Source organism: Alteromonas sp. HB246098, from assembly GCF_054890645.1.
The window spans coordinates 232,816-253,858 of sequence record NZ_JBTZUG010000007.1 but is presented as its reverse complement, the minus strand read 5'-3'; the positions used below and the strand labels follow the sequence as shown (position 1 = coordinate 253,858).

25 protein-coding genes are annotated in these 21,043 nt (G+C 44.7%); 17 read left to right on the top strand and 8 right to left on the bottom strand.

Annotation, left to right across the window (positions count from 1 at the left end):
* The first annotated feature begins 128 nt into the window (after nucleotides 1-128).
* From ACYTPF_RS15675 to ACYTPF_RS15665, 3 genes are all read left to right on the top strand, one after another.
* Entirely contained in the window at nucleotides 129-566 is a 438-nt protein-coding gene (locus tag ACYTPF_RS15675; protein WP_118490195.1) for a ZapG family protein, read from the top strand.
* Nucleotides 567-654: 88 nt separating this feature from the next.
* A complete protein-coding gene (locus ACYTPF_RS15670) occupies nucleotides 655-2,016 on the top strand; it encodes a DegQ family serine endoprotease (RefSeq protein ID WP_461852867.1) in 1,362 nt (453 codons plus the stop codon).
* Nucleotides 2,017-2,322: 306 nt separating this feature from the next.
* Entirely contained in the window at nucleotides 2,323-3,393 is a 1,071-nt protein-coding gene (locus ACYTPF_RS15665) for a trypsin-like peptidase domain-containing protein (protein WP_461852858.1), read from the top strand.
* A gap of 163 nt (nucleotides 3,394-3,556) precedes the next feature.
* Here the strand turns inward: ACYTPF_RS15665 and murA are convergent, their stop codons facing one another.
* The 7 genes from murA to mlaF all read right to left on the bottom strand — a co-directional run bounded on the left by murA (nucleotide 3,557) and on the right by mlaF (nucleotide 8,264).
* Nucleotides 3,557-4,819 carry a UDP-N-acetylglucosamine 1-carboxyvinyltransferase gene (gene murA / locus ACYTPF_RS15660; protein ID WP_179982450.1) on the bottom strand — a complete coding sequence of 421 codons (1,263 nt, stop codon included), beginning with the start codon at nucleotides 4,817-4,819 and terminating at the stop codon, nucleotides 3,557-3,559.
* A gap of 12 nt (nucleotides 4,820-4,831) precedes the next feature.
* Nucleotides 4,832-5,089: a BolA family protein gene (locus ACYTPF_RS15655; protein ID WP_012517351.1), complete on the bottom strand. Its 258-nt coding sequence runs from the start codon at nucleotides 5,087-5,089 to the stop codon at nucleotides 4,832-4,834.
* 29 nt (nucleotides 5,090-5,118) lie between these two features.
* Entirely contained in the window at nucleotides 5,119-5,427 is a 309-nt protein-coding gene (locus tag ACYTPF_RS15650; RefSeq protein ID WP_118490198.1) for an STAS domain-containing protein, read from the bottom strand.
* Nucleotides 5,424-6,089: an MlaC/ttg2D family ABC transporter substrate-binding protein gene (locus tag ACYTPF_RS15645; protein WP_179982448.1), complete on the bottom strand. Its 666-nt coding sequence runs from the start codon at nucleotides 6,087-6,089 to the stop codon at nucleotides 5,424-5,426. Before ACYTPF_RS15645 ends, ACYTPF_RS15650 begins: the two co-directional genes overlap by 4 nt.
* A 118-nt stretch (nucleotides 6,090-6,207) precedes the next feature.
* On the bottom strand, nucleotides 6,208-6,681 hold the full coding sequence (gene mlaD, locus ACYTPF_RS15640) for an outer membrane lipid asymmetry maintenance protein MlaD (protein WP_012517348.1): 474 nt from the start codon (nucleotides 6,679-6,681) through the stop codon (nucleotides 6,208-6,210).
* Nucleotides 6,682-6,690: 9 nt separating this feature from the next.
* Nucleotides 6,691-7,467: a lipid asymmetry maintenance ABC transporter permease subunit MlaE gene (gene mlaE, locus ACYTPF_RS15635; protein ID WP_179982447.1), complete on the bottom strand. Its 777-nt coding sequence runs from the start codon at nucleotides 7,465-7,467 to the stop codon at nucleotides 6,691-6,693.
* On the bottom strand, nucleotides 7,464-8,264 hold the full coding sequence (mlaF, locus tag ACYTPF_RS15630) for a phospholipid ABC transporter ATP-binding protein MlaF (protein WP_461852857.1): 801 nt from the start codon (nucleotides 8,262-8,264) through the stop codon (nucleotides 7,464-7,466). The genes mlaE and mlaF overlap by 4 nt, the downstream gene beginning before the upstream one ends.
* A 564-nt stretch (nucleotides 8,265-8,828) precedes the next feature.
* On the opposite strand from mlaF, the gene ACYTPF_RS15625 reads away from it, so the two are divergent.
* From ACYTPF_RS15625 to mgtE, 12 genes are all read left to right on the top strand, one after another.
* Nucleotides 8,829-9,785: a calcium/sodium antiporter gene (locus tag ACYTPF_RS15625; protein ID WP_461852856.1), complete on the top strand. Its 957-nt coding sequence runs from the start codon at nucleotides 8,829-8,831 to the stop codon at nucleotides 9,783-9,785.
* Between the two features lie 2 nt (nucleotides 9,786-9,787).
* Nucleotides 9,788-10,768, top strand: a complete 981-nt coding sequence (locus ACYTPF_RS15620; RefSeq protein ID WP_461852855.1) for a KpsF/GutQ family sugar-phosphate isomerase — start codon at nucleotides 9,788-9,790, stop codon at nucleotides 10,766-10,768.
* A complete protein-coding gene (gene kdsC / locus ACYTPF_RS15615) occupies nucleotides 10,769-11,317 on the top strand; it encodes a 3-deoxy-manno-octulosonate-8-phosphatase KdsC (protein WP_461852854.1) in 549 nt (182 codons plus the stop codon).
* Nucleotides 11,314-11,892: an LPS export ABC transporter periplasmic protein LptC gene (lptC, locus tag ACYTPF_RS15610; protein ID WP_269917291.1), complete on the top strand. Its 579-nt coding sequence runs from the start codon at nucleotides 11,314-11,316 to the stop codon at nucleotides 11,890-11,892. Before kdsC ends, lptC begins: the two co-directional genes overlap by 4 nt.
* Entirely contained in the window at nucleotides 11,861-12,406 is a 546-nt protein-coding gene (gene lptA / locus ACYTPF_RS15605) for a lipopolysaccharide transport periplasmic protein LptA (RefSeq protein WP_269917290.1), read from the top strand. Before lptC ends, lptA begins: the two co-directional genes overlap by 32 nt.
* Before the next feature lie 2 nt (nucleotides 12,407-12,408).
* Nucleotides 12,409-13,134, top strand: a complete 726-nt coding sequence (lptB, locus tag ACYTPF_RS15600) for an LPS export ABC transporter ATP-binding protein (protein WP_118490207.1) — start codon at nucleotides 12,409-12,411, stop codon at nucleotides 13,132-13,134.
* Nucleotides 13,135-13,207: 73 nt separating this feature from the next.
* Complete coding sequence (locus ACYTPF_RS15595; RefSeq protein ID WP_461852853.1) at nucleotides 13,208-14,689, top strand: RNA polymerase factor sigma-54; 1,482 nt, start codon at nucleotides 13,208-13,210, stop codon at nucleotides 14,687-14,689.
* A gap of 30 nt (nucleotides 14,690-14,719) precedes the next feature.
* Nucleotides 14,720-15,007 carry a ribosome hibernation promoting factor gene (gene hpf / locus ACYTPF_RS15590; protein ID WP_012517338.1) on the top strand — a complete coding sequence of 96 codons (288 nt, stop codon included), beginning with the start codon at nucleotides 14,720-14,722 and terminating at the stop codon, nucleotides 15,005-15,007.
* Nucleotides 15,008-15,020: 13 nt separating this feature from the next.
* The gene (ptsN, locus tag ACYTPF_RS15585) at nucleotides 15,021-15,464 is read left to right on the top strand and encodes a PTS IIA-like nitrogen regulatory protein PtsN (protein WP_118490209.1); all 444 of its coding nucleotides are present in this window, start codon (nucleotides 15,021-15,023) and stop codon (nucleotides 15,462-15,464) included.
* An 83-nt stretch (nucleotides 15,465-15,547) separates the two neighbouring features.
* Complete coding sequence (gene rapZ / locus ACYTPF_RS15580; protein ID WP_461852852.1) at nucleotides 15,548-16,393, top strand: RNase adapter RapZ; 846 nt, start codon at nucleotides 15,548-15,550, stop codon at nucleotides 16,391-16,393.
* Entirely contained in the window at nucleotides 16,393-16,665 is a 273-nt protein-coding gene (locus tag ACYTPF_RS15575; protein WP_179982438.1) for an HPr family phosphocarrier protein, read from the top strand. Before rapZ ends, ACYTPF_RS15575 begins: the two co-directional genes overlap by 1 nt.
* Before the next feature lie 175 nt (nucleotides 16,666-16,840).
* Nucleotides 16,841-18,199, top strand: a complete 1,359-nt coding sequence (gene mgtE, locus ACYTPF_RS15570; protein ID WP_461852851.1) for a magnesium transporter — start codon at nucleotides 16,841-16,843, stop codon at nucleotides 18,197-18,199.
* 63 nt (nucleotides 18,200-18,262) lie between these two features.
* Here the strand turns inward: mgtE and ACYTPF_RS15565 are convergent, their stop codons facing one another.
* Nucleotides 18,263-19,015 carry a response regulator transcription factor gene (locus ACYTPF_RS15565; RefSeq protein ID WP_461852850.1) on the bottom strand — a complete coding sequence of 251 codons (753 nt, stop codon included), beginning with the start codon at nucleotides 19,013-19,015 and terminating at the stop codon, nucleotides 18,263-18,265.
* A gap of 223 nt (nucleotides 19,016-19,238) precedes the next feature.
* Between ACYTPF_RS15565 and ACYTPF_RS15560 the strand changes: the two genes are divergently transcribed.
* Both ACYTPF_RS15560 and ACYTPF_RS15555 read left to right on the top strand, forming a co-directional pair.
* Nucleotides 19,239-20,054 (top strand): spondin domain-containing protein, encoded by an 816-nt coding sequence (locus ACYTPF_RS15560; protein ID WP_461852849.1) that lies wholly within the window; start codon nucleotides 19,239-19,241, stop codon nucleotides 20,052-20,054.
* A gap of 12 nt (nucleotides 20,055-20,066) precedes the next feature.
* Nucleotides 20,067-20,915: a spondin domain-containing protein gene (locus ACYTPF_RS15555; RefSeq protein ID WP_461852848.1), complete on the top strand. Its 849-nt coding sequence runs from the start codon at nucleotides 20,067-20,069 to the stop codon at nucleotides 20,913-20,915.
* Nucleotides 20,916-21,043 lie beyond the last annotated feature (128 nt).

Here is a 21,043-nt window from a genome sequence, read left to right as displayed (position 1 = left end):
TGAATAAATGAAACTATGTATGCGCTTTTCGGGTTTGACCTTGCTATATTCAGCATATGGTCGAAAGCAGCTTTTAGATCGTAGAAACAAAGGTCGGCTGCACGATGTAGATTTATTCGGAGAATATAATGGAATTGTTAGTATCTCTTGCTTTGTTAGTTGTTGGTTTAATTATTGGCTTTTTCGCTGGTCGCTTTCTTCAACAAAAGCAAGGCGCAGGTAATGCTGCACAAACTGAGAAGCAAGTTAAAGAGATCCTCGCACAACAGGCGCAGCATCATATACATCAAACTCGTCAAAGCTTAGAAAGCATTGAGAGTCAGTGCGAAACGCTAAAACAACAGATTGAAGAGTATGAAATGCTGCTTGAACAAGGCAGCGATGAAGAAGATAGCAAGGTTCCTTTCTACGGGGAGCAAGCTACAACCTATTTACGCAATAATTTGAAAGGGACTGACAAGTCTAAAGTAAATCGTGTTTCTGATACTCAACCAAAAGACTTTGCGAATACAGGGTCTGGGTTGTTCGTCGGCGGTTCTGAGCAGAATAACGCAGAAAAACAGTAACATCGGGAACTTTATTCCAGCGTCAGACTCTTTTAGTGAAACCATGCTATGTCGCATATAACATGAAGGAGTGTAAGCGAACATGAAAATGTCTTTCCGCCATTGTCTATTGGCGTCTGCCGTTGTTGTAAGTTCACTGGGCTTTACTGCTAGTACGCAGGCGGCGTTACCGTTTTTTTCTGATTCAAAAGACGAAGTGCCGTCTTTAGCCCCTATGCTCGAAGAAGCGACCCCTGCGGTAGTCAGTATCGCAGTGGAAGGTACGCAAACTTCTACACAGCGTGTACCAGAAATGTTTCGCTACTTCTTTGGTGCGCCGCAAGAGCAAGTTCAAGAACGTCCTTTCCGTGGTCTTGGTTCTGGTGTCATTATTGATGCTGACAAAGGTTATGTAGTTACTAACAATCATGTTGTTGATAACGCGGACGAAATCACAGTTAAATTAACAGACGGACGCGAGTTCAAAGCCAAAAAGTTGGGTTCTGATGAGCAAAGTGATATCGCTTTGCTTAAGATTGAGCCGGATGATTTAAAAGCGTTGCCGCTTGCCGATTCTGACGTAGTGCGCGTTGGTGACTTTGTAGTCGCCATTGGCAATCCATTCGGTCTTTCTCAAACCGTAACCTCAGGCATTGTAAGTGCTTTAGGCCGTTCAGGCTTAAACATTGGCGGTTACGAAGACTTCATTCAAACCGACGCTGCAATTAACCGGGGTAACTCAGGTGGCGCATTGGTTAACCTTCACGGTGAATTGGTTGGTATTAATACCGCTATTTTTGGCCCTAATGGCGGCAACGTGGGTATTGGCTTTGCTATTCCTGCCAATATGATGAAAAGCCTTGTCGATCAAATTGCTGAATATGGTGAAGTACGCCGAGGTCTCTTGGGTATTCTAGGTAGTGATATTGATGCAGGCCTAGCCGAAGCTATGAATGCCGAGGTTAATATTGGTGCGTTCGTAAGCGAAGTTCAGCCTGACTCTGCTGCAGAGAAAGGTGGTCTTCAAGCAGGCGATATCATTACGGCGATTAACGGTCGCAAGCTTCACAGCTTCCAAGAACTGCGTGCAAAAATTGCGAGTATGGGGGCTGGCGCAGAGGTTGAGCTAACCGTTATGCGTAAAGGTAAGAAAATGAACGTAGACGTTGTATTAGACGATGCTACTGATACCACGGTAACTGCAGCTCAAATTCACCCAGCCCTAGAAGGTGCCACACTGTCTAATGGTACTGACGATGCTGGCAATGCTGGTGTAGTTGTATCAGAGATTGAGCGTGGTGCACCTGCGGCGCGTATTGGCCTTCAATCTGAAGATGTGATCATTGGTGTTAACCGCGTTCGCACATCAACGGTTGCGGAGTTCAGAAACGCACTAGACGAAGCCAAAGGCGTTATCGCACTTAATGTAAAACGCGGTAACTCTACCCTTTACTTGGTTATCAGACAGTAGAGCTCAGTTCTCAAAGTTACTAATTCCTAAACAGGAATACATGTTAAACGGCGCTTTTAAAGCGCCGTTTTTTATTGAGGAAAACTATCCCCTTAGTCCTATCCACATTAGCTTACTTTCTAAGCACCTCTTGTGACGTATTGAGTTACACAAAATTTGCTTTTCATTACGGTAGTTTAGTGAATAAAGTGATATCCTTTACATTAATAACGATAAATTCAGATTGTTGCGCTTTTAATTTGTGAAGTAGTACCTCAATAACGGTGCGTATGGAGTAAGTGCGACAGACAACAATAAGTGTGACTTGTGACTGGCCGCTCAATATTTAACTTCTTACTAAAATCTATCATCCTAGGCGTTGCCGTTGCGGCTTTGCTGTTGATTTTTTTGCCAGAACTTAGGCAAGGTAAGGGGCTCGCCCAAGGCTTTTTCAATGAGCCATCTGTTAGCGCCAGTCGCGAAAGCTATTTTTCAGCGTTGAGCCGGTCCGCACCAGCCGTCGTGAACATTTATAGTGTTAGTATCGAAAACGGCTCTGGTCTATTTCGAAATCAATCGCGTGGGCGTACCAATTTGGGCTCTGGCGTTATCATGACAGAGAACGGCTACCTGCTTACCTGCCACCACGTTGTAGCCAATGCCGACAGTATCTACGTAGCAGTGCAAGACGGTCGCATTCTAGAAGCACAAATTGTAGGTACTGACCCCCTCACCGACCTTGCCGTATTGAAAGTCACGGCTGACAACCTACACATTATTCCTCAGGTTTCAGAACCCGATACCCATGTGGGCGACGTGGTGATGGCGATTGGTAATCCTTTCGATCTGGGACAAACCATTACTCAAGGCATAGTAAGCAGAGCCGGACGAAATGGTCTATCTAATTATGTTGATTTCATTCAAACCGACGCAGTTTTGAACCAAGGTAACTCTGGTGGCGCGCTGGTAGATAGCAATGGTATTTTGCTGGGTATCACTAACGCCAACTTCCAAGTGCTAGATTCAAATAATCGCGCTCGCAATGTAGACGGCATTAACTTTGCCGTGCCTTACGAATTAGCTAAGCGAGTCATGGATGAAATTATCAGCAATGGACGTGTTGTTCGCGGGCAGCTTGGTTTTGTTGGCGGTGAAAACCGCAACCGACCAGGTATAGACGTTTCAGCAGTAGCTAAAGGCAGCCCTGCCGATATCGCGGGTATCCGCCCTGGCGACATCATAGTAGCCATAGACGGCGTACGTTTAGAAAGCGCATCAAAAACGTTGGATATGATTGCCGAAACCGAGCCCGGTACAGAACTTGAAATTGAGCTCAGCCGCGACGGGCAATCAATTACGCTGACAGCAACTGTTGGAGAACTTAGAGCGGGGCAATAGCCTTAGTAGTTCTTACCATAATAGTACTTACCAATAGTTACCGCTTAAGCTTCTATTACTGTTGTAAAAAGCATCCGCGAAAGAATTAGGTAAGTAAAGTTTTATGCATAAAAAAGCGCCGCATGGGCAAATGCGGCGCTTTTTCATGTGCAAGGTCTAAGGTTTACTCTTTAACTCGCTCGATGATGGCACCTAAGCCACCCAATTTCTCTTCTATTGATTCATAACCACGGTCTAAGTGGTAAATACGATTTACGTGAGTCTCACCTTCTGCGATAAGCCCAGCGATAACCAAGCTTGCTGAGGCGCGAAGGTCAGTAGCCATTACTGGCGCCCCTTTCAAGCTTGAACTACCCTTAGACACGGCTGAGTTAGCTTCAAGTGCGATTTCTGCGCCCATACGCTGTAACTCTGGTACATGCATAAAGCGATTCTCGAAAATCGTTTCTGTTATTACGCCTGTGCCTTCGGCAACGCAGTTAAGGGTAACAAACTGGGCCTGCATATCTGTAGGAAATGCTGGGTGTGGTGCGGTTTTAACGCGCACAGCCTGTGGCTTACGCCCTTCCATATCTAGCTCAATCCAGTCTTCGCCCACGGTGATCTTCGCACCAGCTTGCTCTAGTTTATCTAGTACAGCATCTAACGTATCTGGTGCCGCATGAGTACAACGGACTTTACCGCCTGTTACAGCCGCTGCTACCAAGAAAGTACCGGTTTCAATGCGATCTGGCAGTACGGCATAATCACAACCATTCAAGGTTTCCACACCTTCAATGGTAATTTTATCGCTTCCTGCACCACTGATCTTGGCGCCCATTTGAATAAGACAGTTCGCCAAATCAACAATTTCAGGTTCACGTGCCGCGTTTTCCAAAATAGTCGTACCGTCTGCCAATGCTGCTGCCATCAGTAGGTTTTCGGTAGCGCCTACACTCACCATATCCATAAAGATACGCGCGCCTTTTAAGCGACCATCAACTTCAGCACGAATATAGCCTTCGTCTACTTCAATCTTTGCGCCCATCTTTTCAAGGCCAGTTAAATGAAGGTTTACCGGGCGTGCACCTATGGCACAACCACCAGGCAAAGACACGTTCGCTTTACCCTGCTTAGCTAACAATGGTCCTAACACCAAAATTGAAGCCCGCATGGTACGCACTAAGTCGTAAGACGCCGTCACACTTTCAAGTGTACTTGCATCAATAACAATATCATTGGGCGCGGGAAGCGCTACTTCTACACCAAGCTCACGCAAAAGCGCCGTGGTGGTATTAATGTCGCGAAGACGAGGAACATTGGTATAACGACAAGGGGAATCGGTAAGTAGGCTGGTCATCAACAGCGGTAATGCCGCGTTTTTCGCACCAGAGATACGCACTGTACCGTTAAGTGCAGGGCTCTTTTTTATTACAAGTTTATCCACGAGCGACGCCTATTATTGAGGAATGTTGAACTGGCGCTCGCGCTCCCAGTCTTTTACTGAAAACGTCTTGATGGTAATTGCATGCATGCTGCCGTCTGCAATTTTATCAGCTAAAGGCGCGTACACTGCTTGCTGGCGCTTTACGCGGCTCATTTCATTGAATGCATCGCTAACTGCAATGATATTAAAATGCGAACCTTCGCCCTTCACGTGGACTTCGTGAAGATCTAACGCATCTTTCAAGATTTTTTCAATTTCAGACAATTCCATAACTTACTTCTTTATTCGCTAAATGGTGTTTATTCTACGGGTAAAAAGCTATCCGCGTCGCTAATTTTCGCAAGCTTTTGTAGCTTCTCGGGCATTTTATAAAGGGTCATGCTAACACCATTTTGCTTTGCATCCCTAACAGCATTAATAAGCCATGCTAAACCGGCACTGTCTGCACGCTCCACATCGCCTAAATCAACTTGGCACTTTTTGTTACTAACCAACGTGCTACGTTGGTTGCCGCTTAAACTTTCCCAAAAATTTTTCGACAGCGTTTCACGGTCTAATTGACCGTGAACCACTATTCTACCCGTGTCATTTACCTCGAACAGGCTCACTCAGCCTCTCCTTCGATTTCAATTGGCTCGCCTTGCTTCAGCTCTACCGGCTTGCCAATTTTGTCACGCATTAGTGCGATAACTGCATCAATGCCATCTTGACGAAGAATTGATTCAAACTCACTGCGCTTACTGTTTAGCATGCTGATACCCTCAGCAACCATATCATATGCTTTCCATTCGTTCGTTTTGCTGTCTTTGCGAACCTTAAATGCAATCTTAATTTCAGGACGATTAGGGTCTTGAACTACCGCGCGTACAGTTACCGACTTTTTATCATCAAAAGAAGATTCAGGCTCAAAGATAACTTCTTGGTTGTCGTAGTAGCCCATAGCAACTGCATACGTTGTCACTAAGTATTGACGAAATACGCTGATGTACTCGCCCATCTTTTCCTGAGGCACAGATTTAAAGTGCTTACCTAACACCATGAAAGCTGCAAATTTATAATCAATATGCGGAACAAGCTCTTCCTGCATGATAGTGCGCAGCATTTCAGGGTCGTTTTTAATCGCTTCCTGATTTGCTTTAATTCGTTCAAACGTTCTATTAGCTACATCTTGAACCAACTCATAAGGATTTTGTTCATTAACTTCCTGCGCATTCGCCATACCTGCTACAGACATCATAAAGATGCCAATTGCTACGAAAAACTTTTTCAAAATAACTCTCCTAACTTCAAACTCTTTTAAGCAGACCTGACAATGAGGTATTTAGTTTCATCAGGCCGCTGGAATTAATTAACGACTTCGTTATATACGCTTAGCTGCTGAACTGCGATTAGTCTTCGTCGCTGCCGCGGTTAAATAAGAACTGCCCGATAAGGTCTTCGAGCACCAAAGCTGACTTTGTATCTTGTAGGTAGTCGCCATCTTGTAGGTTAGCAACACCATCAAAAGAGAACCCAGGCTGGAAGCCTACGTATTGCTCACCTAACAAACCGGAGGTCAAAATAGATACAGAACTTGTTTCAGGGAAGCCGTTGTATTCATTTAAAATAGATAGCTCTACTACCGGTGTGAAATCTTCTTGATCTAAAGATATAGACGACACACGGCCTACGGTTACGCCACCCACTTTTACAGCAGAGCGAGGCTTTAGCCCGCCAATGTTGTCGAACTTCGCGTATAAGGTATAGGTATCGCCTTCGGTTGCGACCGTTTGGTTTGCAACTTTAAGTGCCAACAATAACAAAGCACCAATCGTAAGCATGACAAACACACCAACCATTACTTCCGTTTTATACTTACTCATTCCAATCCCCTACTCGATACCAAACATAAGGGCGGTAAGCACGAAGTCCAGCCCTAATACTGCTAATGATGAATAGACCACCGTCTCGGTAGTCGCTTTGCTGATCCCTTCCGATGTTGGAATAGAATCGTAACCTTTAAATATGGCAATCCACGTCACAACCAAGGCAAAAACGAGGCTTTTTATAACGCCGTTTATAACATCTTGGTTCCAATCAACCGTCGACTGCATGATCGACCAGTAACTGCCTGCATCAACACCTAACCAATCTACGCCGACTAAATGACCACCTAAAATGCCAATGGCACTAAAGATAATGGCTAGCATTGGCATGGCTAACATTCCCGCCCAAAAACGAGGAGCAACTATGCGCCTTAGTGGGTCTACCGCCATCATTTCTAAACTACTTAATTGCTCAGTGGCTTTCATAAGACCAATTTCAGCGGTCAACGCTGACCCGGCACGCCCAGCAAAAAGCAATGCGGTGACTACTGGACCAAGTTCACGCAATAGTGAAAGCGCGACCATGGGACCTAAGCTACCCTCTGCTCCGTAATCGACTAAAATGGTATAGCCTTGCAGTGCCATAACCATTCCAATAAATAGCCCCGATACCATGATGATCAGCAGAGACTGCACACCCACCACATATAACTGTTTAATAACCAGTGGGACGTTTTTTACTCGGGGAACAGCGATAAGTGCGCCAAACAGCATGAGTGCTGCTCGACCAATCGCAGTAACTTTCCCTATAGTTTTAGCGCCTAATGATTGGAAGAACTTCATTTATCTGCCCCCAGAAAGCTTGCTTTCAGGTCAGACGCTGGGTAATGAAATGGAACCGGGCCATCTGCTTTACCTTTTAAGAATTGTTGAACCAATTCGGAATCGCTCTCTTTAATTTGTTGCGCTGTACCTTCACCAATGACGCGTTTATCCGCTAAAATGTAAATATAATCAGCGATGGTCAGCACCTCCGTGACGTCGTGGGTCACGACGATGCTAGTTAGGCCAAGAGCATCATTAAGTTCTCGAATAAGTTTTACCAGCACACCCATGGATATGGGGTCTTGTCCAGCAAAAGGCTCATCGTACATAATTAAATCGGGGTCTAGCGCTATCGCTCTAGCTAGCGCGGCCCTGCGCGCCATTCCACCAGAAAGTTCGCTCGGCATTAATTGCGCGGCGCCTCTCAGACCTACGGCCTGTAGCTTTAAAGCGACAATAGTTGCTATCAAGTCTTCTGACAGACCAGTATGCTCGCGAAGCGGAAACGCCACATTGTCGAACACCGTCATGTCGGTAAAAAGCGCACCACTTTGAAAAAGCATGCTCATTCTACGACGAGTTTCGTAAAGAGACTTTCTCGACATAGAGACAATTGAATCGCCATCAAATCTTACGTCGCCTTCATCTGGCGTTAACTGCCCGCCAATAAGGCGCAGCAGCGTGGTTTTACCTATTCCACTTGGCCCCATTACCGCAGTAATTTTGCCCTTAGGTACCTTCAATGAAATCCCATCATAAATGAGGCGATCTGCGCGTTTGAAGGTTAGGTTATCTACTTCAACTAAATGATCCATAGTTACTTAAATGTCGACCCCTGACGCTGGATTGAGTTGGTTTTGAACGCCGCTATCAATCCACTTAGAAAATATTAAAAGTATATGAGCGATGTGCATATTCAATTTCTGTGCCTTCGCACACATAACTCATAAAGTTTACTGACCAGTTTACTTTTAAGAGCCAACAAATTCAAAAAAGTTTACTCTGCAGTGTAGTTTTTTATGCTTACAGGCTGGCTTGTCCAGTAGCCACACTATCTGGGCGTGTAATTTGGAGCCATTGTACGCTTTTTCAAGACACTCGCCAAAGTCAAAAAGTTACAAGTTATGTTCTATTAAGACGAATGATAGTGGCACCTTCCTATTAAGGATTAACATATCGCTTCAATTCCCATCCTATTGTGCTGTTTATTAACTGAAACTGAACGCTTACCAGCAATATGCTCGAACCGCTGTGATGGGTGTGGTAAGTGGAAATTTACATCAATTGACAATATTTGGTGAAAATAAAGCGTTGCTGGCATAGGCAAATGGCACTCTTTTTGCGACAATCTATCGAAATACTTACTATTACAGGTTGTTGTGCTTTTAAACATTGTCATTTTTCTGGTTGGGTTGATTGTCTTAAGTTGGAGTGCAGACCGTTTTGTGTACGGTGCTTCCGCGCTAGCAAAGAACATCGGCATCTCTCCTATGATGATCGGGTTAACGATTGTCGCCATGGGCTCTTCGGCACCTGAAATTGTGGTTTCCGCTATTGCCTCTGCAAATGGCAATATGAACACAGCCGTGGGTAATGCCCTTGGTTCAAATATAACTAATGTCGCACTAGTGTTAGGTGTAACTGCATTAGTAAAGCCGCTTCTTGTTTCATCTACAACGCTTAAGCGTGAACTCCCCGCGCTTCTTATTATCTCACTGATTGCGCTAGGCTTTATGTTTGATGGCGAGCTAAAGTCTTACGAAGGGATAATTTTACTAGGTCTATTTATATTTGTTTTGGCAATGATGGCTTGGTTATCGCTACAAGTTGATAAAGAAGACCCGCTGGTGGCTGAGACCGCAGATGAAATTCCAAAGGGCGTTTCTAATACCTCAGCGCTTATCTGGGTTGGTGTTGGCCTTGTTGTATTACCTTTGAGTGCCCACTTCCTTGTAAACTCAGCCGTGGAAATTGCCAGATACATGGGCATTTCTGACTTAGTTATCGGGTTGACGATTATTGCGTTTGGCACAAGCCTTCCTGAATTAGCGGCAAGTGTCGCAGGTGTGCTTAAAGGTGAAGACGATTTAGCACTGGGTAATATTATTGGCTCTAATATTTTCAACCTGCTAGCCGTACTCGGTATGCCAGGTTTAATTGCCCCAGGTCTGCTAGACCCTGACGTTTATAACCGAGACATGTACGTTATGCTCGGTTTGACTTTGCTGTTGTTCTTGTTCAGCTTCGATTTAATTGGAAAGCGTACTATATCAAGAACCAATGGATTCATACTTCTGGCTTGCTTTATCGGCTACCAATACTGGCTGTTCGGATAATCATGAATACACAAACTCAGATGCACTATATCGAATCGGCAAAGCGCGTTATCGACATTGAAACGCAGGCTATTGCCAACCTTGCAGAGCGCTTAAATGATGACTTTATCACTGCATGCAACATTCTTTTCTCTTGCAAAGGTAAAGTGGTTGTAAGCGGTATGGGAAAATCTGGACATATCGGCAATAAAATCGCCGCTACCCTCGCGAGCACTGGGACACCTGCCTTTTTCATGCATCCCGGTGAAGCCAACCACGGCGACTTGGGCATGCTGAGTAAAGGAGATGTGCTCTTAGCCATTTCCAATTCTGGTGAAACCAACGAATTAGTTAACTTGCTGCCCGTTGTTAAGCGCTTAGGCATACTGGTAGTGGCAATGACCAACAGTGCCAATAGTTCGTTAGGACAACACGCAGACGTAGTGCTGGATATTAGTGTAGAAAAAGAAGCATGTTCATTAGGTCTGGCGCCCACATCAAGCACTACGGCCACACTGGTTATGGGTGATGCCCTTGCGGTAGCCCTGCTCGACCAAAAAGGTTTCACTTCAGACGACTTTGCACTGTCGCACCCCGGCGGTAGCTTAGGTAGAAAACTACTGCTTAAAGTGAGTGATATCATGCTAAGTGGCAGCGATATCCCACTAGTAAATTTAAATGCAACTGTTGCTGATGCACTTTTGGAAATTTCCAAAAAGGGCTTAGGCATGACTGGTGTTATCGCTCCCGATGGTTCGTTAACAGGCGTATTTACTGATGGTGATTTACGCCGAATACTTGATGCCCGTATAGATGTGCATAGTGCGACAGTAGAAGATGTAATGACCAAAGGCGGCAAAACAACCACAGCAGAGCAGCTAGCTGTAGAAGCCCTAAACCTAATGGAAACCCATAAGATAAGCGCATTGATGGTTACCGATGAAAAGCGCAACCCTGTCGGAGCCTTCAACATGCACATGCTTTTAAAGGCGGGAGTACTCTAAATGACGACAACTCTATACACCGATTTAGACCAGGCACTTTTTGAGCAGTTGGCAAATATTAAGCTACTGGTTTGTGACGTGGATGGCGTATTTTCAGACGGACGCATTTATTTGGGCAACGACGGTGAAGAACTTAAAGCTTTTCACACCCGCGACGGCTATGGCGTGAAAGCCTTGGTAAGTAATGGTGTTAACGTCGCCGTTATAACAGGGCGTCGTTCAGCAATTGTAGAAAACAGAATGAAGGCGCTAAATGTGGCGCACATTATTCAGGGTGAAGAAAACAAAGCTGAAGCGCTTGGCGAGTTAATGAAAAGCCTTGGGTTAAGTCCCAGCGAAGTTGCCGCCGTAGGTGATGATATGCCCGATACTGGCATGTATCAGCACGTAGCGGTAAAAATTGCGGTTGCCGATGCTCACCCTTTTGTTGCAAAACAAGCGAACTGGATCACCACACTTCCAGGTGGGTTTGGTGCGGTTCGAGAAATATCGGATACTATTTTGCAGGCTAAAGGCGTTGCAAATGACATTTTCGGAGCTAGTGTATGAGCCAGTTTGGCTTTAATCGCTTAGGTTTAAGTATATCGGCGCTATTTATTTTAGCGATGCTGATGTACATCCCAACGTGGATGGAAGAGCAGCCTGAAACTCAAGGTAGTAGCGAAAATGATGCGCTTAAGCCTGCCTACAAGGCAAAAAACTTAACTACGACCTTGTACAACCAAGATGGTGAGTTAAATCACAAAGTCTTTGCAGAGTCGATGGAGCACTACGACCAATTAGGCTTTGTTTTGTTCCAACAACCTAAATATACCCTTTATACAGAAAGTGCTTCATCACCTTGGGTTGTAACTGCCGAGGAAGGAACGCTTTATAACAATGAATTAATTCAGCTTGAAGATAGCGTTGTTATTGAAAATCAAACCAGCGATGATTTTGTCAAAAGTTTATCCACGGAATACATCCAAATAAATTTAGACACGAAACAAATGACATCTGATCAACCCGTTGAGATACTGGGTACGCAATACCTTATTTTAAGCAATGGGTTTAACGCGAATTTACGCACACAAGAATACGAGCTTTTAGATCATGTACAAACGACTTATTCCCCTAGCAACTAGCCTTCTACTTGCCATCGCTAGCGGTGCGGTAACAGCCAGTGAAGAAGATTTTTCACAACCCATTAAGATAGGGTCAAACACCCAGTTTATTGATGGTAAAAACAAAACAGCTCTGTACAAGGAAGATGTACTTATTACCCAAGGTTCACTCCTAATCGAAGCTGATGAAGTAGAAGTAATAGCTACAGATGGCAGCGGCCGTGAAATATTTATCGCTCGTGGCAACCCTGCAAGCTATTCTCAATCACTAGAAGACGGTACACCGGTATCAGCGAAAGCTAATGAAATTCGCTATGAAGTAATTAATCGCACTATTTCTCTGGCGGGTAATGCTGAGCTACAGCAAGATACCAGTAAAGTGCAAGGTGATAAGATTACGTTCGATATGATTACTGAACAATTGCTTGCAACGGGTGGCGCCGGTGAAGATGGTGAAGGTCGTGTAACCACAGTGTTTACCCCTGACACCATTCGTAAAACATCGTCTAAGAAAGACAACGAGGACAATGAATAGCAATGGCAACTTTGAGCGCTAAAAACCTTGCTAAATCGTATAAATCGCGACAGGTTGTTCGCGACGTAAGCCTTTCAGTGTCTACCGGTCAAATTGTTGGTCTTCTCGGCCCTAATGGAGCTGGTAAGACCACTACTTTTTACATGATTGTAGGTTTGGTCAACTTAGACAAAGGCAAGATCGAAATTGATGATAATGAGCTTACTCACCAGCCAATGCATGAGCGCGCACGCCGCGGTATAGGCTACCTCCCGCAAGAGGCATCAATATTTAGAAAGCTTACGGTACATGAAAATATCATGGCCATTTTGCAAACCCGTAAAGATTTAAATTCACAACAGCAAGAAGAAGAAGCAGATGCCCTACTTGATGAATTTAATATCAACCATATACGTAATAGTACGGGGATGAGTTTGTCAGGGGGAGAACGGCGTCGCGTAGAGATTGCACGAGCTCTGGCAGCAAAACCACAGTTTATTTTGTTAGACGAACCATTTGCCGGTGTTGATCCAATATCAGTTAATGATATAAAGAAGATAATACAGCATCTGCGAGATAGGGGTATTGGTATCCTTATCACGGACCATAACGTACGCGAAACATTGGATGTTTGTGAAAAAGCGTACATTGTGAGTCATGGCGAGCTTATTGCGCAAGGAACTGCGGAACAGGTTTTAAGTAATCAAAAAGTAAGGGACGTATACCTAGGCGAACAATTCAGGCTATAGTTAGTGTAACCGAATTGTCATTTTTCAGTTTCGCTCTGGTATATTTAATTTAGAGCATTTAAATAAGACGTAGATGAAACCATCTTTACAGCTAAAATTTAGCCAACAACTTACCATGACACCTCAGCTGCAGCAGGCCATTAAGCTGCTGCAGCTTTCTACGCTTGATCTTCAGCAAGAGATTCAAGAAGCGCTCGACTCTAATCCGCTTTTAGAAGTGGAAGAAGGTAGCGACGAGCCACAAGTAGAAAAGAACAATGTCGATAGTGACGATAGCGCTGCTGAAGCGACAGCTTCTGCATCAAGCGACACGCTAGAAGCAGGAGATGCACTGGAGAAGAATGACCTTCCCGATGAGCTACCTATCGACAGCACTTGGGATGAGTATTATTCCGCTTCTTCTGCGCCAGCACCTGGTCCATCTAATGATGATGAACAAATCTTTCAAGGTGAGACCACTGAAGACATACAAGAGCACTTGCTTTGGCAAATGCGCCTCACTCATTTTTCGGATACTGACCGCGCCATTGCTACTGCAATCATCGATTCGATTGACGAATCAGGTTATTTGACCGTTACTCTTGACGATATCTTAGAAGCGGTCAACGATGATGATCTTGAAGAGCCTATCGAAATGGACGAAATAGAATGTGTACTTAAGCGTATTCAAATGTTCGACCCCATTGGTTCAGGTTCTCGTACCCCTCAAGAATGTCTTATGGTGCAATTGCGCCAGTTTTCAGAAGACACACCGTGGCTTGCTGAAGCGAAGCAGCTTATTGAGGAATATTCAGATTTACTGAGCAGTAAAGACTACCGCACCCTAATGCGTAAGAGCCGATTAAAAGAAGATCAGCTGCGCGAAGCAATGCGTTTACTTCAAACCTTGAATCCACGTCCAGGTAGTGCTTTAGTTACTAAAGAGCCTGAGTACGTTATTCCTGATGTCTCGGTAACCAAGAAAAATGGCCGTTGGGTGGTTGAGCTGAACCCCGACAGTCTGCCGAAATTAAGCGTAAATCAACAGTACGCAGCAATGAGTCGCCGTGCTAAGAACAGTAGCGATTCACAATTCATCCGCTCACACATGCAAGAGGCCAAGTGGTTCATAAAGAGCCTTGAATCTCGTAACGATACCTTAATGAAGGTCGCAAATTGTATTGTGCAGCAGCAAATGGGCTTTTTTGAGCACGGCCCGGAAATGATGAAACCAATGGTACTAAATGATGTCGCAGAAATGGTAGATATGCACGAATCGACTATTTCCCGTGTGACAACGCAAAAGTATATGCATACGCCTCGTGGTATCTTTGAATTGAAGTATTTCTTCTCAAGCCACGTAGCAACTGAGTCAGGTGGTGAATGTTCATCTACAGCGATTCGTGCATTGATCAAGAAGTTAGTGGCTGCGGAAAATCCTAGCAAGCCGCTAAGTGATAGCAAGATTGCTTCGTTGTTGGCAGAGCAAGGCATAAAAGTCGCTCGGCGAACAATAGCAAAATATCGGGAATCGTTATCGATCCCACCGTCGAACCAACGCAAAAGCCTTATTTAACTAGGCTTAAATATATAAGGAAGACGAAATATGCAAATCAACCTCACTGGTCATCATGTCGAAATCACCGACTCTTTGCGTAATTATGTCGATACGAAGTTCAGCAAACTTGAACGTCACTTTGATCACATTTCTAATGTGCATGTCATCCTGAACGTTGAAAAATTAAATCAAAAAGCCGAAGCGACTGTTCATTTAAGTGGCGCTGAAGTATTCGCATCCTCAGAAAATACCGACATGTATGCGGCGATTGACAGCATGGTTGATAAACTCGACCGGCAGGTAATCAAGCATAAGGAAAAACTGAAAAAACATTAGTAGTTAATTAAGCATGGATATACAAGCCATCGTAAGTCTGGACCGCACCGAGTGTGCGGTTCAGTGTAATAGTAAAAAGCGAATTCTTGAGATCATCGCTGATATCGCTGCCAAGCAAAATGATAACATCGACCAGGCAACGGTTTTAAATAGCTTAATGGCTCGAGAACGTATGGGTAGCACGGGTATTGGCAACGGCATAGCACTGCCTCACGGTCGCCTGGCTGGCCTTGAGAAGGTAATAGCAATTGTTGTAACAAGCACACCAGCTATCAACTTTGATGCCCTAGATGAAAAGCCCGTAGACATATTTTTTGCGCTACTCGTTCCCGAAGAGCAAACCGAAGGACACCTTCAAACACTGGCTACCGTAGCAGGTAAGCTCAGTGACAAAGAAACAATTAAAACAATACGCCGTGCAACAACCAGCGACGAGATTATTTCTGCATTAAGTTAAGCCATAAGAGCCTATACATTATAGATAGGCGCTTTATTCAACAACGCGTATGTGATGAAACCAGAATATAAGGGAGAGTTTAGGTGAAGCTGATCATAATCAGTGGTCGTTCAGGGTCTGGTAAGTCTGTCGCACTTCGCGCTTTGGAAGACTTAGGTTATTACTGTGTTGATAATATCCCAGTAAATTTGCTTCCCACCCTCACCCATACTGTTGTTGATGAATACGACCAAGTTGCAGTAAGTATCGACGTAAGGAATCTTCCCAAAAATCCAGATGACTTGGTAGAGATTCTAGATTATCTGCCTTCTTCTTGGTCGATGACTATAGTGTACATTGACGCAAGCGATGACGTACTGGTCAAGCGGTTTAGCGAAACTCGCCGTCTTCATCCTTTAGCTAAACTAAATAAGTCTCTATCGGAGGCTATTAGAGCAGAATCTGCGCTCCTTGCTCCAATTACTGAACGCGCTGATTTATACCTTGATACAGATAAGCTAACGATACACCAACTCGCCGAACTTATTCGGGAACGTATTTTAGGGAAGAAAAGTTCACGCCTTGTACTGGTGTTCGAATCGTTTGGCTTTAAACACGGCATTCCTAAAGACGCAGATTATGTTTTTGATGCGCGCTTCCTTCCCAACCCTCATTGGGAACCTGACCTTAGACACCTTACTGGGTTAGATTCCCCCGTGGAGGTATTTTTAGGCTCACAACCTGTAGTAACCAAATTTATCTGGCAGATACAGAACTTAATGACCACATGGCTTCCTCACCTAGAGCGCAACAATAGAAGCTATGTAACGGTAGCGATTGGTTGCACTGGCGGCCAGCACCGCTCTGTCTATATTGCCCAAACCTTGTCGAAAACCTTCAGTGAAATACATCCTGATGTTCAAATTCGTCACCGAGAGCTTAACCAGTAATGACTATTCAAAAAACGCTTACTATCGTTAATAAACTAGGTTTACACGCTAGAGCAGCCACGCAATTGGTTAAGCTTGCTAATCAATTTGATGCCAAAATCATATTGAAAAAAGGTGATAAAGAAGCCGATGCAAGTAGCGTTTTAGGCTTGATGATGCTGGAAAGTCATCAGGGCGAACAGGTAGATGTTATTGTCGATGGTGATGACGCGGTCGATGCACTTGCTGCCATCGAGGAGCTAATTGAAGGCAGATTTAACGAAGACGAATAGTCTCAACACGCTTCACTCTTGACGAATTAATCAACAGCTAACTTAGTAATTCCAAATTCTTGCGTAAAAGCCACGCAATTATCATGACAGACTTATTATAATTGCGATATTCTACGCACACTTAGGCTAAAACAGTCTCTATTTTTCCATCTCAGCATAGTAGGAATAACGCCTTATGGCAGAAGCGCTTGTTTCTAAATACGTACAAACCCAATTACGTGCACTTAACGCAGCGTTAATAAACGGGCAATTTGTATCTGTACGTAAGCTTCTGCTTGAACTTCCTCCTTCAGACGTTGCGCATATTCTTGAGTCTAGTCCAAGCAGGACCCGTGATGAGTTGTGGGAGTTAATTGATAGCGATTTTCACGGCGACATTTTAGAAGAACTGTCTGACGATGTTCGAAACGGTATTATAACAAAGATGCTCCCCGCCAACGTGGTTGACGCACTTGAAGAGATGGATACCGATGACTTAGCAGAAACGCTGAGTAGTCTTCCTGAACCTGTGTTGGCAGACATTCTCGATTCAATGGATGCCCAAGACCGCGTACGTGCAGAGCAAGCACTGTCTTACGGTGAAGAAACCGCTGGTTTCATCATGAACACCGACACCATTACCTTGCGTCCTGACGTCACCATTGATGTGGTTCTCCGTTACATTCGTTTAAAAGGTGAGTTACCAGAAAATACAGACACCTTCTATGTAGTAAATAGGACCGACAACCTAGTTGGTATCGTCCCCGTTGCCCGTCTACTCACCGCGGATACCGACGACAAAGTGTCTGATGTCATGGACGAAGAGTCAGAGGCCATTCCGGTAAACATGCCCGACGATGAAGTTGCTAGCCTTTTCGAGCGATATAACTGGCTTTCAGCGCCCGTAGTTGATGAGAATCATCGCTTAGTGGGCCGAATTACCATTGACGACGTGGTTGATATTATTCGTGAAGACGCCGAGCACTCAATGATGAGTATGGCGGGTCTTGATGACGACGAAGATACCTTTGCACCGGTTATGCAAAGTACCAAACGACGCTCGGTGTGGCTGGCGGTAAACTTGGTGACGGCGCTAATGGCCGCCATGGTGAGCGACTTATTCGAAGCAACACTCAGCCAACTGGCTGTGTTAGCTATATTAAATACCATTGTTCCCAGTATGGGCGGTGTAGCGGGTAACCAAACGCTGACCCTTGTTATTCGTGGTATGGCACTAGGTCATGTAAATGCCAGCAACTCGCGATGGCTTATTAGTAAAGAAATCTCTATCGGCTTTTTAAATGGCGCAATTTGGGCGGTGCTTATTGCTTCTGTCATCGCCCTTTGGAAACAAGACTACATGCTAGGCGTTATTATTGCCTTTGCGATGATGGTAAACATGATTGCGGCGGCGCTTGCAGGCGCGACCTTACCCATGATCATGAAGCGTCTTAAGATAGACCCTGCCTTAGCAGGCAGTGTTATCTTAACTACGATAACTGATGTAGTGGGTATTTTTGCGTTCTTAGGTACTGCGACGCTGTTTTTAATTTAAGTCGGTGAAGATTACAAGATTACTCTGCTCCTACGGCTCAAGTAATTTTTTAAACTATATCGTTCAGGCGCTTAACGCCTTGGCTGTATACCCATTTATATTCAGTTTGTATCCGACGCCCCATACGGTTTGTACTAGCTGGCCACCATTTTCAATACTGTTAACCTTGTCAAGTTTAGCGCGTAGACGATTAATATGTGTGTTTACCGTATGCTCATAACCTTCATGGTTATAACCCCAAACCTCGCTAAGTAGCTGATTACGAGAGAACACCTGATTGGGGTGACGACAGAAATAATTCAACAAGGTGAATTCGCGTGCCGTTAGTGCCAGTATTTGACCATTGATCGTCACGCTGTGATAACGCTGATCTACCCTAAGCGGGCCAATTTCGATGCGATATTCGCTACCATCGTTAGATCGCAAGGCTTCTTGGGTGGGCATACTTCTTCGCATATGGGAACGAATACGTGCTGAAAACATACGCTCGTCAAACGTTCCTGTAAGGAAGTCATCGACACCTGCTTCATAGTAATTAGCCTCATCGACTGTATCCTCAGTCGTCTCAGTTCTCGGCATATCACTTTCAACGGCCACCACCCAGCTCTCAGGGTTAGCTTCTACTAAACGTCTAATACGCTGCAAGCACATAGTATTACTGTGCGATTCGACAATAATAAGTGAATACTGCTGCGCCTTAAGCAAAGACTCTGCGGATTGAAAATTAGAGACTGCGTCGTAAAGAAAGCTATGCTTACTTAAGCATTGCGATATATTTTGTTGAAACTTATTTCCAGTGTAGATGATAAGGATCATATCTCGCTCCTAATTCGCCAATAAAAAACAAGACCCGACCCTTCGTGTTTTTATTTCACATTAATAACAATTTTTTGACTGATAAATAAGCACTAAAAATTTCTAACAATATTGTTATTTGTCGATACAAATCTGTGTATTTTTTGTGATAGTTCTGTGATGAATTAAAAATTTTACTGCCCTAGATTTTTATGCGATTTAAGTCATAAACAAGGACAATAAAATGAAATTCACTAAACTTGCTAGCGCTACCCTACTGTCGCTCGCAACAATTTCAGTAAGCCAAGCCGTTACATTAGATGTTGAAATTACTAACTTAACCCAAGCGCAAAGCTTTACGCCGCGGCTAGTTATTGCGCACGATGACACCGTTGACGCTTTTGAAGTGGGACAGCCAGCTTCATCGGCTCTAGCGTGGCTTGCTGAAGCGGGTGTTATTGATGATGAACAAAACGCTGACTCAAGCGGAGCTAACTTTGAGGCGGTATTGGGTCCTGTCGATACAAACAATGGTTCAAATACATGGCATCGTTTTGGCGGTCTTCTAGCCCCGAAAGCAACATTAAGTTATCCCTTCGACACAATGGACAAGCCTTATCTTTCACTGCTGTCTATGTTGATACCAACCAATGATGCCTTCGTTGGTATGGACAGTATTGAGATCCCTACTGAACCTGGCACCTATACGTATTATCTTAATGCTTACGATGCTGGCACTGAGTTAAACGATGAGCTAAATAGTGCTCGTACTGACGTCGTTGAAGCCGGCACAGGAAATGCGCTAGGGGGTTATGGCGTTCCTGGTGTTGCTGGCGGTGGTGCACCAACTCGTATCGTTGACTTAGGTACGGGCGGCACAGGTGTGGGAGCACAGGTAGTTAATGGTGAAATAGAAGATGGTGAAGATGGTCCGGTACACATTCACCGCAATGCGCTTGGTGACACCGACAATGCTTCAGGTGCAAGTGATTTAGATTCAACTGTACACCGTTGGTTAAACCCCGTTGCACGTGTTGTTATAACTGTTCCTGCATCTTAAGGAGCTATTACTATGACTAATCCAATAGTAAAACTCAGTACGTTATTAATGCTATCAGCTCTTTTGGCGGCGTGCGGCGACGATGGTGATACAGGACCTCAGGGGCCAGCTGGACCACAAGGTGAAGCTGGAATCGACGGTCAAGATGGTGCCGATGGTGAAGACGGTGCAGATGGACAAGACGGTATTAACGGTAATTCAGCGGTTTATACCGTACAAATTACCAACTTAACCTACTCTCAGCCCTTTGCACCTGCTGCAGTCATCTTGCATGAACCAGGCTTCCATTCATTTAGTGAGGGCGAGCCAGCCAGCATGGGTATTGAAATCATGGCTGAGGGCGGTGATCCCTCGATGGTAATCAGTGAAGCAGCAGAGTCTACTGACTTTTTAGATGCGCTAAGTTCAGAGGGAATACTGGGTCCTCGCTCAATGGGGGCAGAGCTAACTCTTGTGGTTCCAGAACTCGATGCTGACAACCTGCGCCTTACAGTAACGACCATGCTGGTCAACACTAACGACGCATTCACCGGCTTAAACGCTGCAAATGTAAGCAACATGGCGGTTGGTGATATAAAAACGTTCATGACAGTGACTTGGGATGCGGGTACGGAAGCAAACACAGAAACTGCAGCCACTATGCCTGGCCCCGCCGCTAGTGCAGCGGGTGGCGGCGGAGCAGCCGCAGGTTATGATGTAGTGAGGGATGACTTTGCCGATGCAGTAAGACTTCACCAGGGTGTAGTTACCAGTGCAAACGCTAATGACCCAAGCCGTGAAGGGTTGTCAACGTCTGTACTAACCGAAGCCCATCGCTTCGATTTCCCGACAAGTCGTGTTGTGATAACGCGAACTCGTTAATAGATCGATAGCGAATCAGCCGCTTTAGCGCCCTATTACCTATAAGTAATGGGGTGTTTTCGTATTTATCAGGATACAAGTTTTTTAGTTGGACAAGTAATTGCGACGCGTAATATACAAGCTTCGAA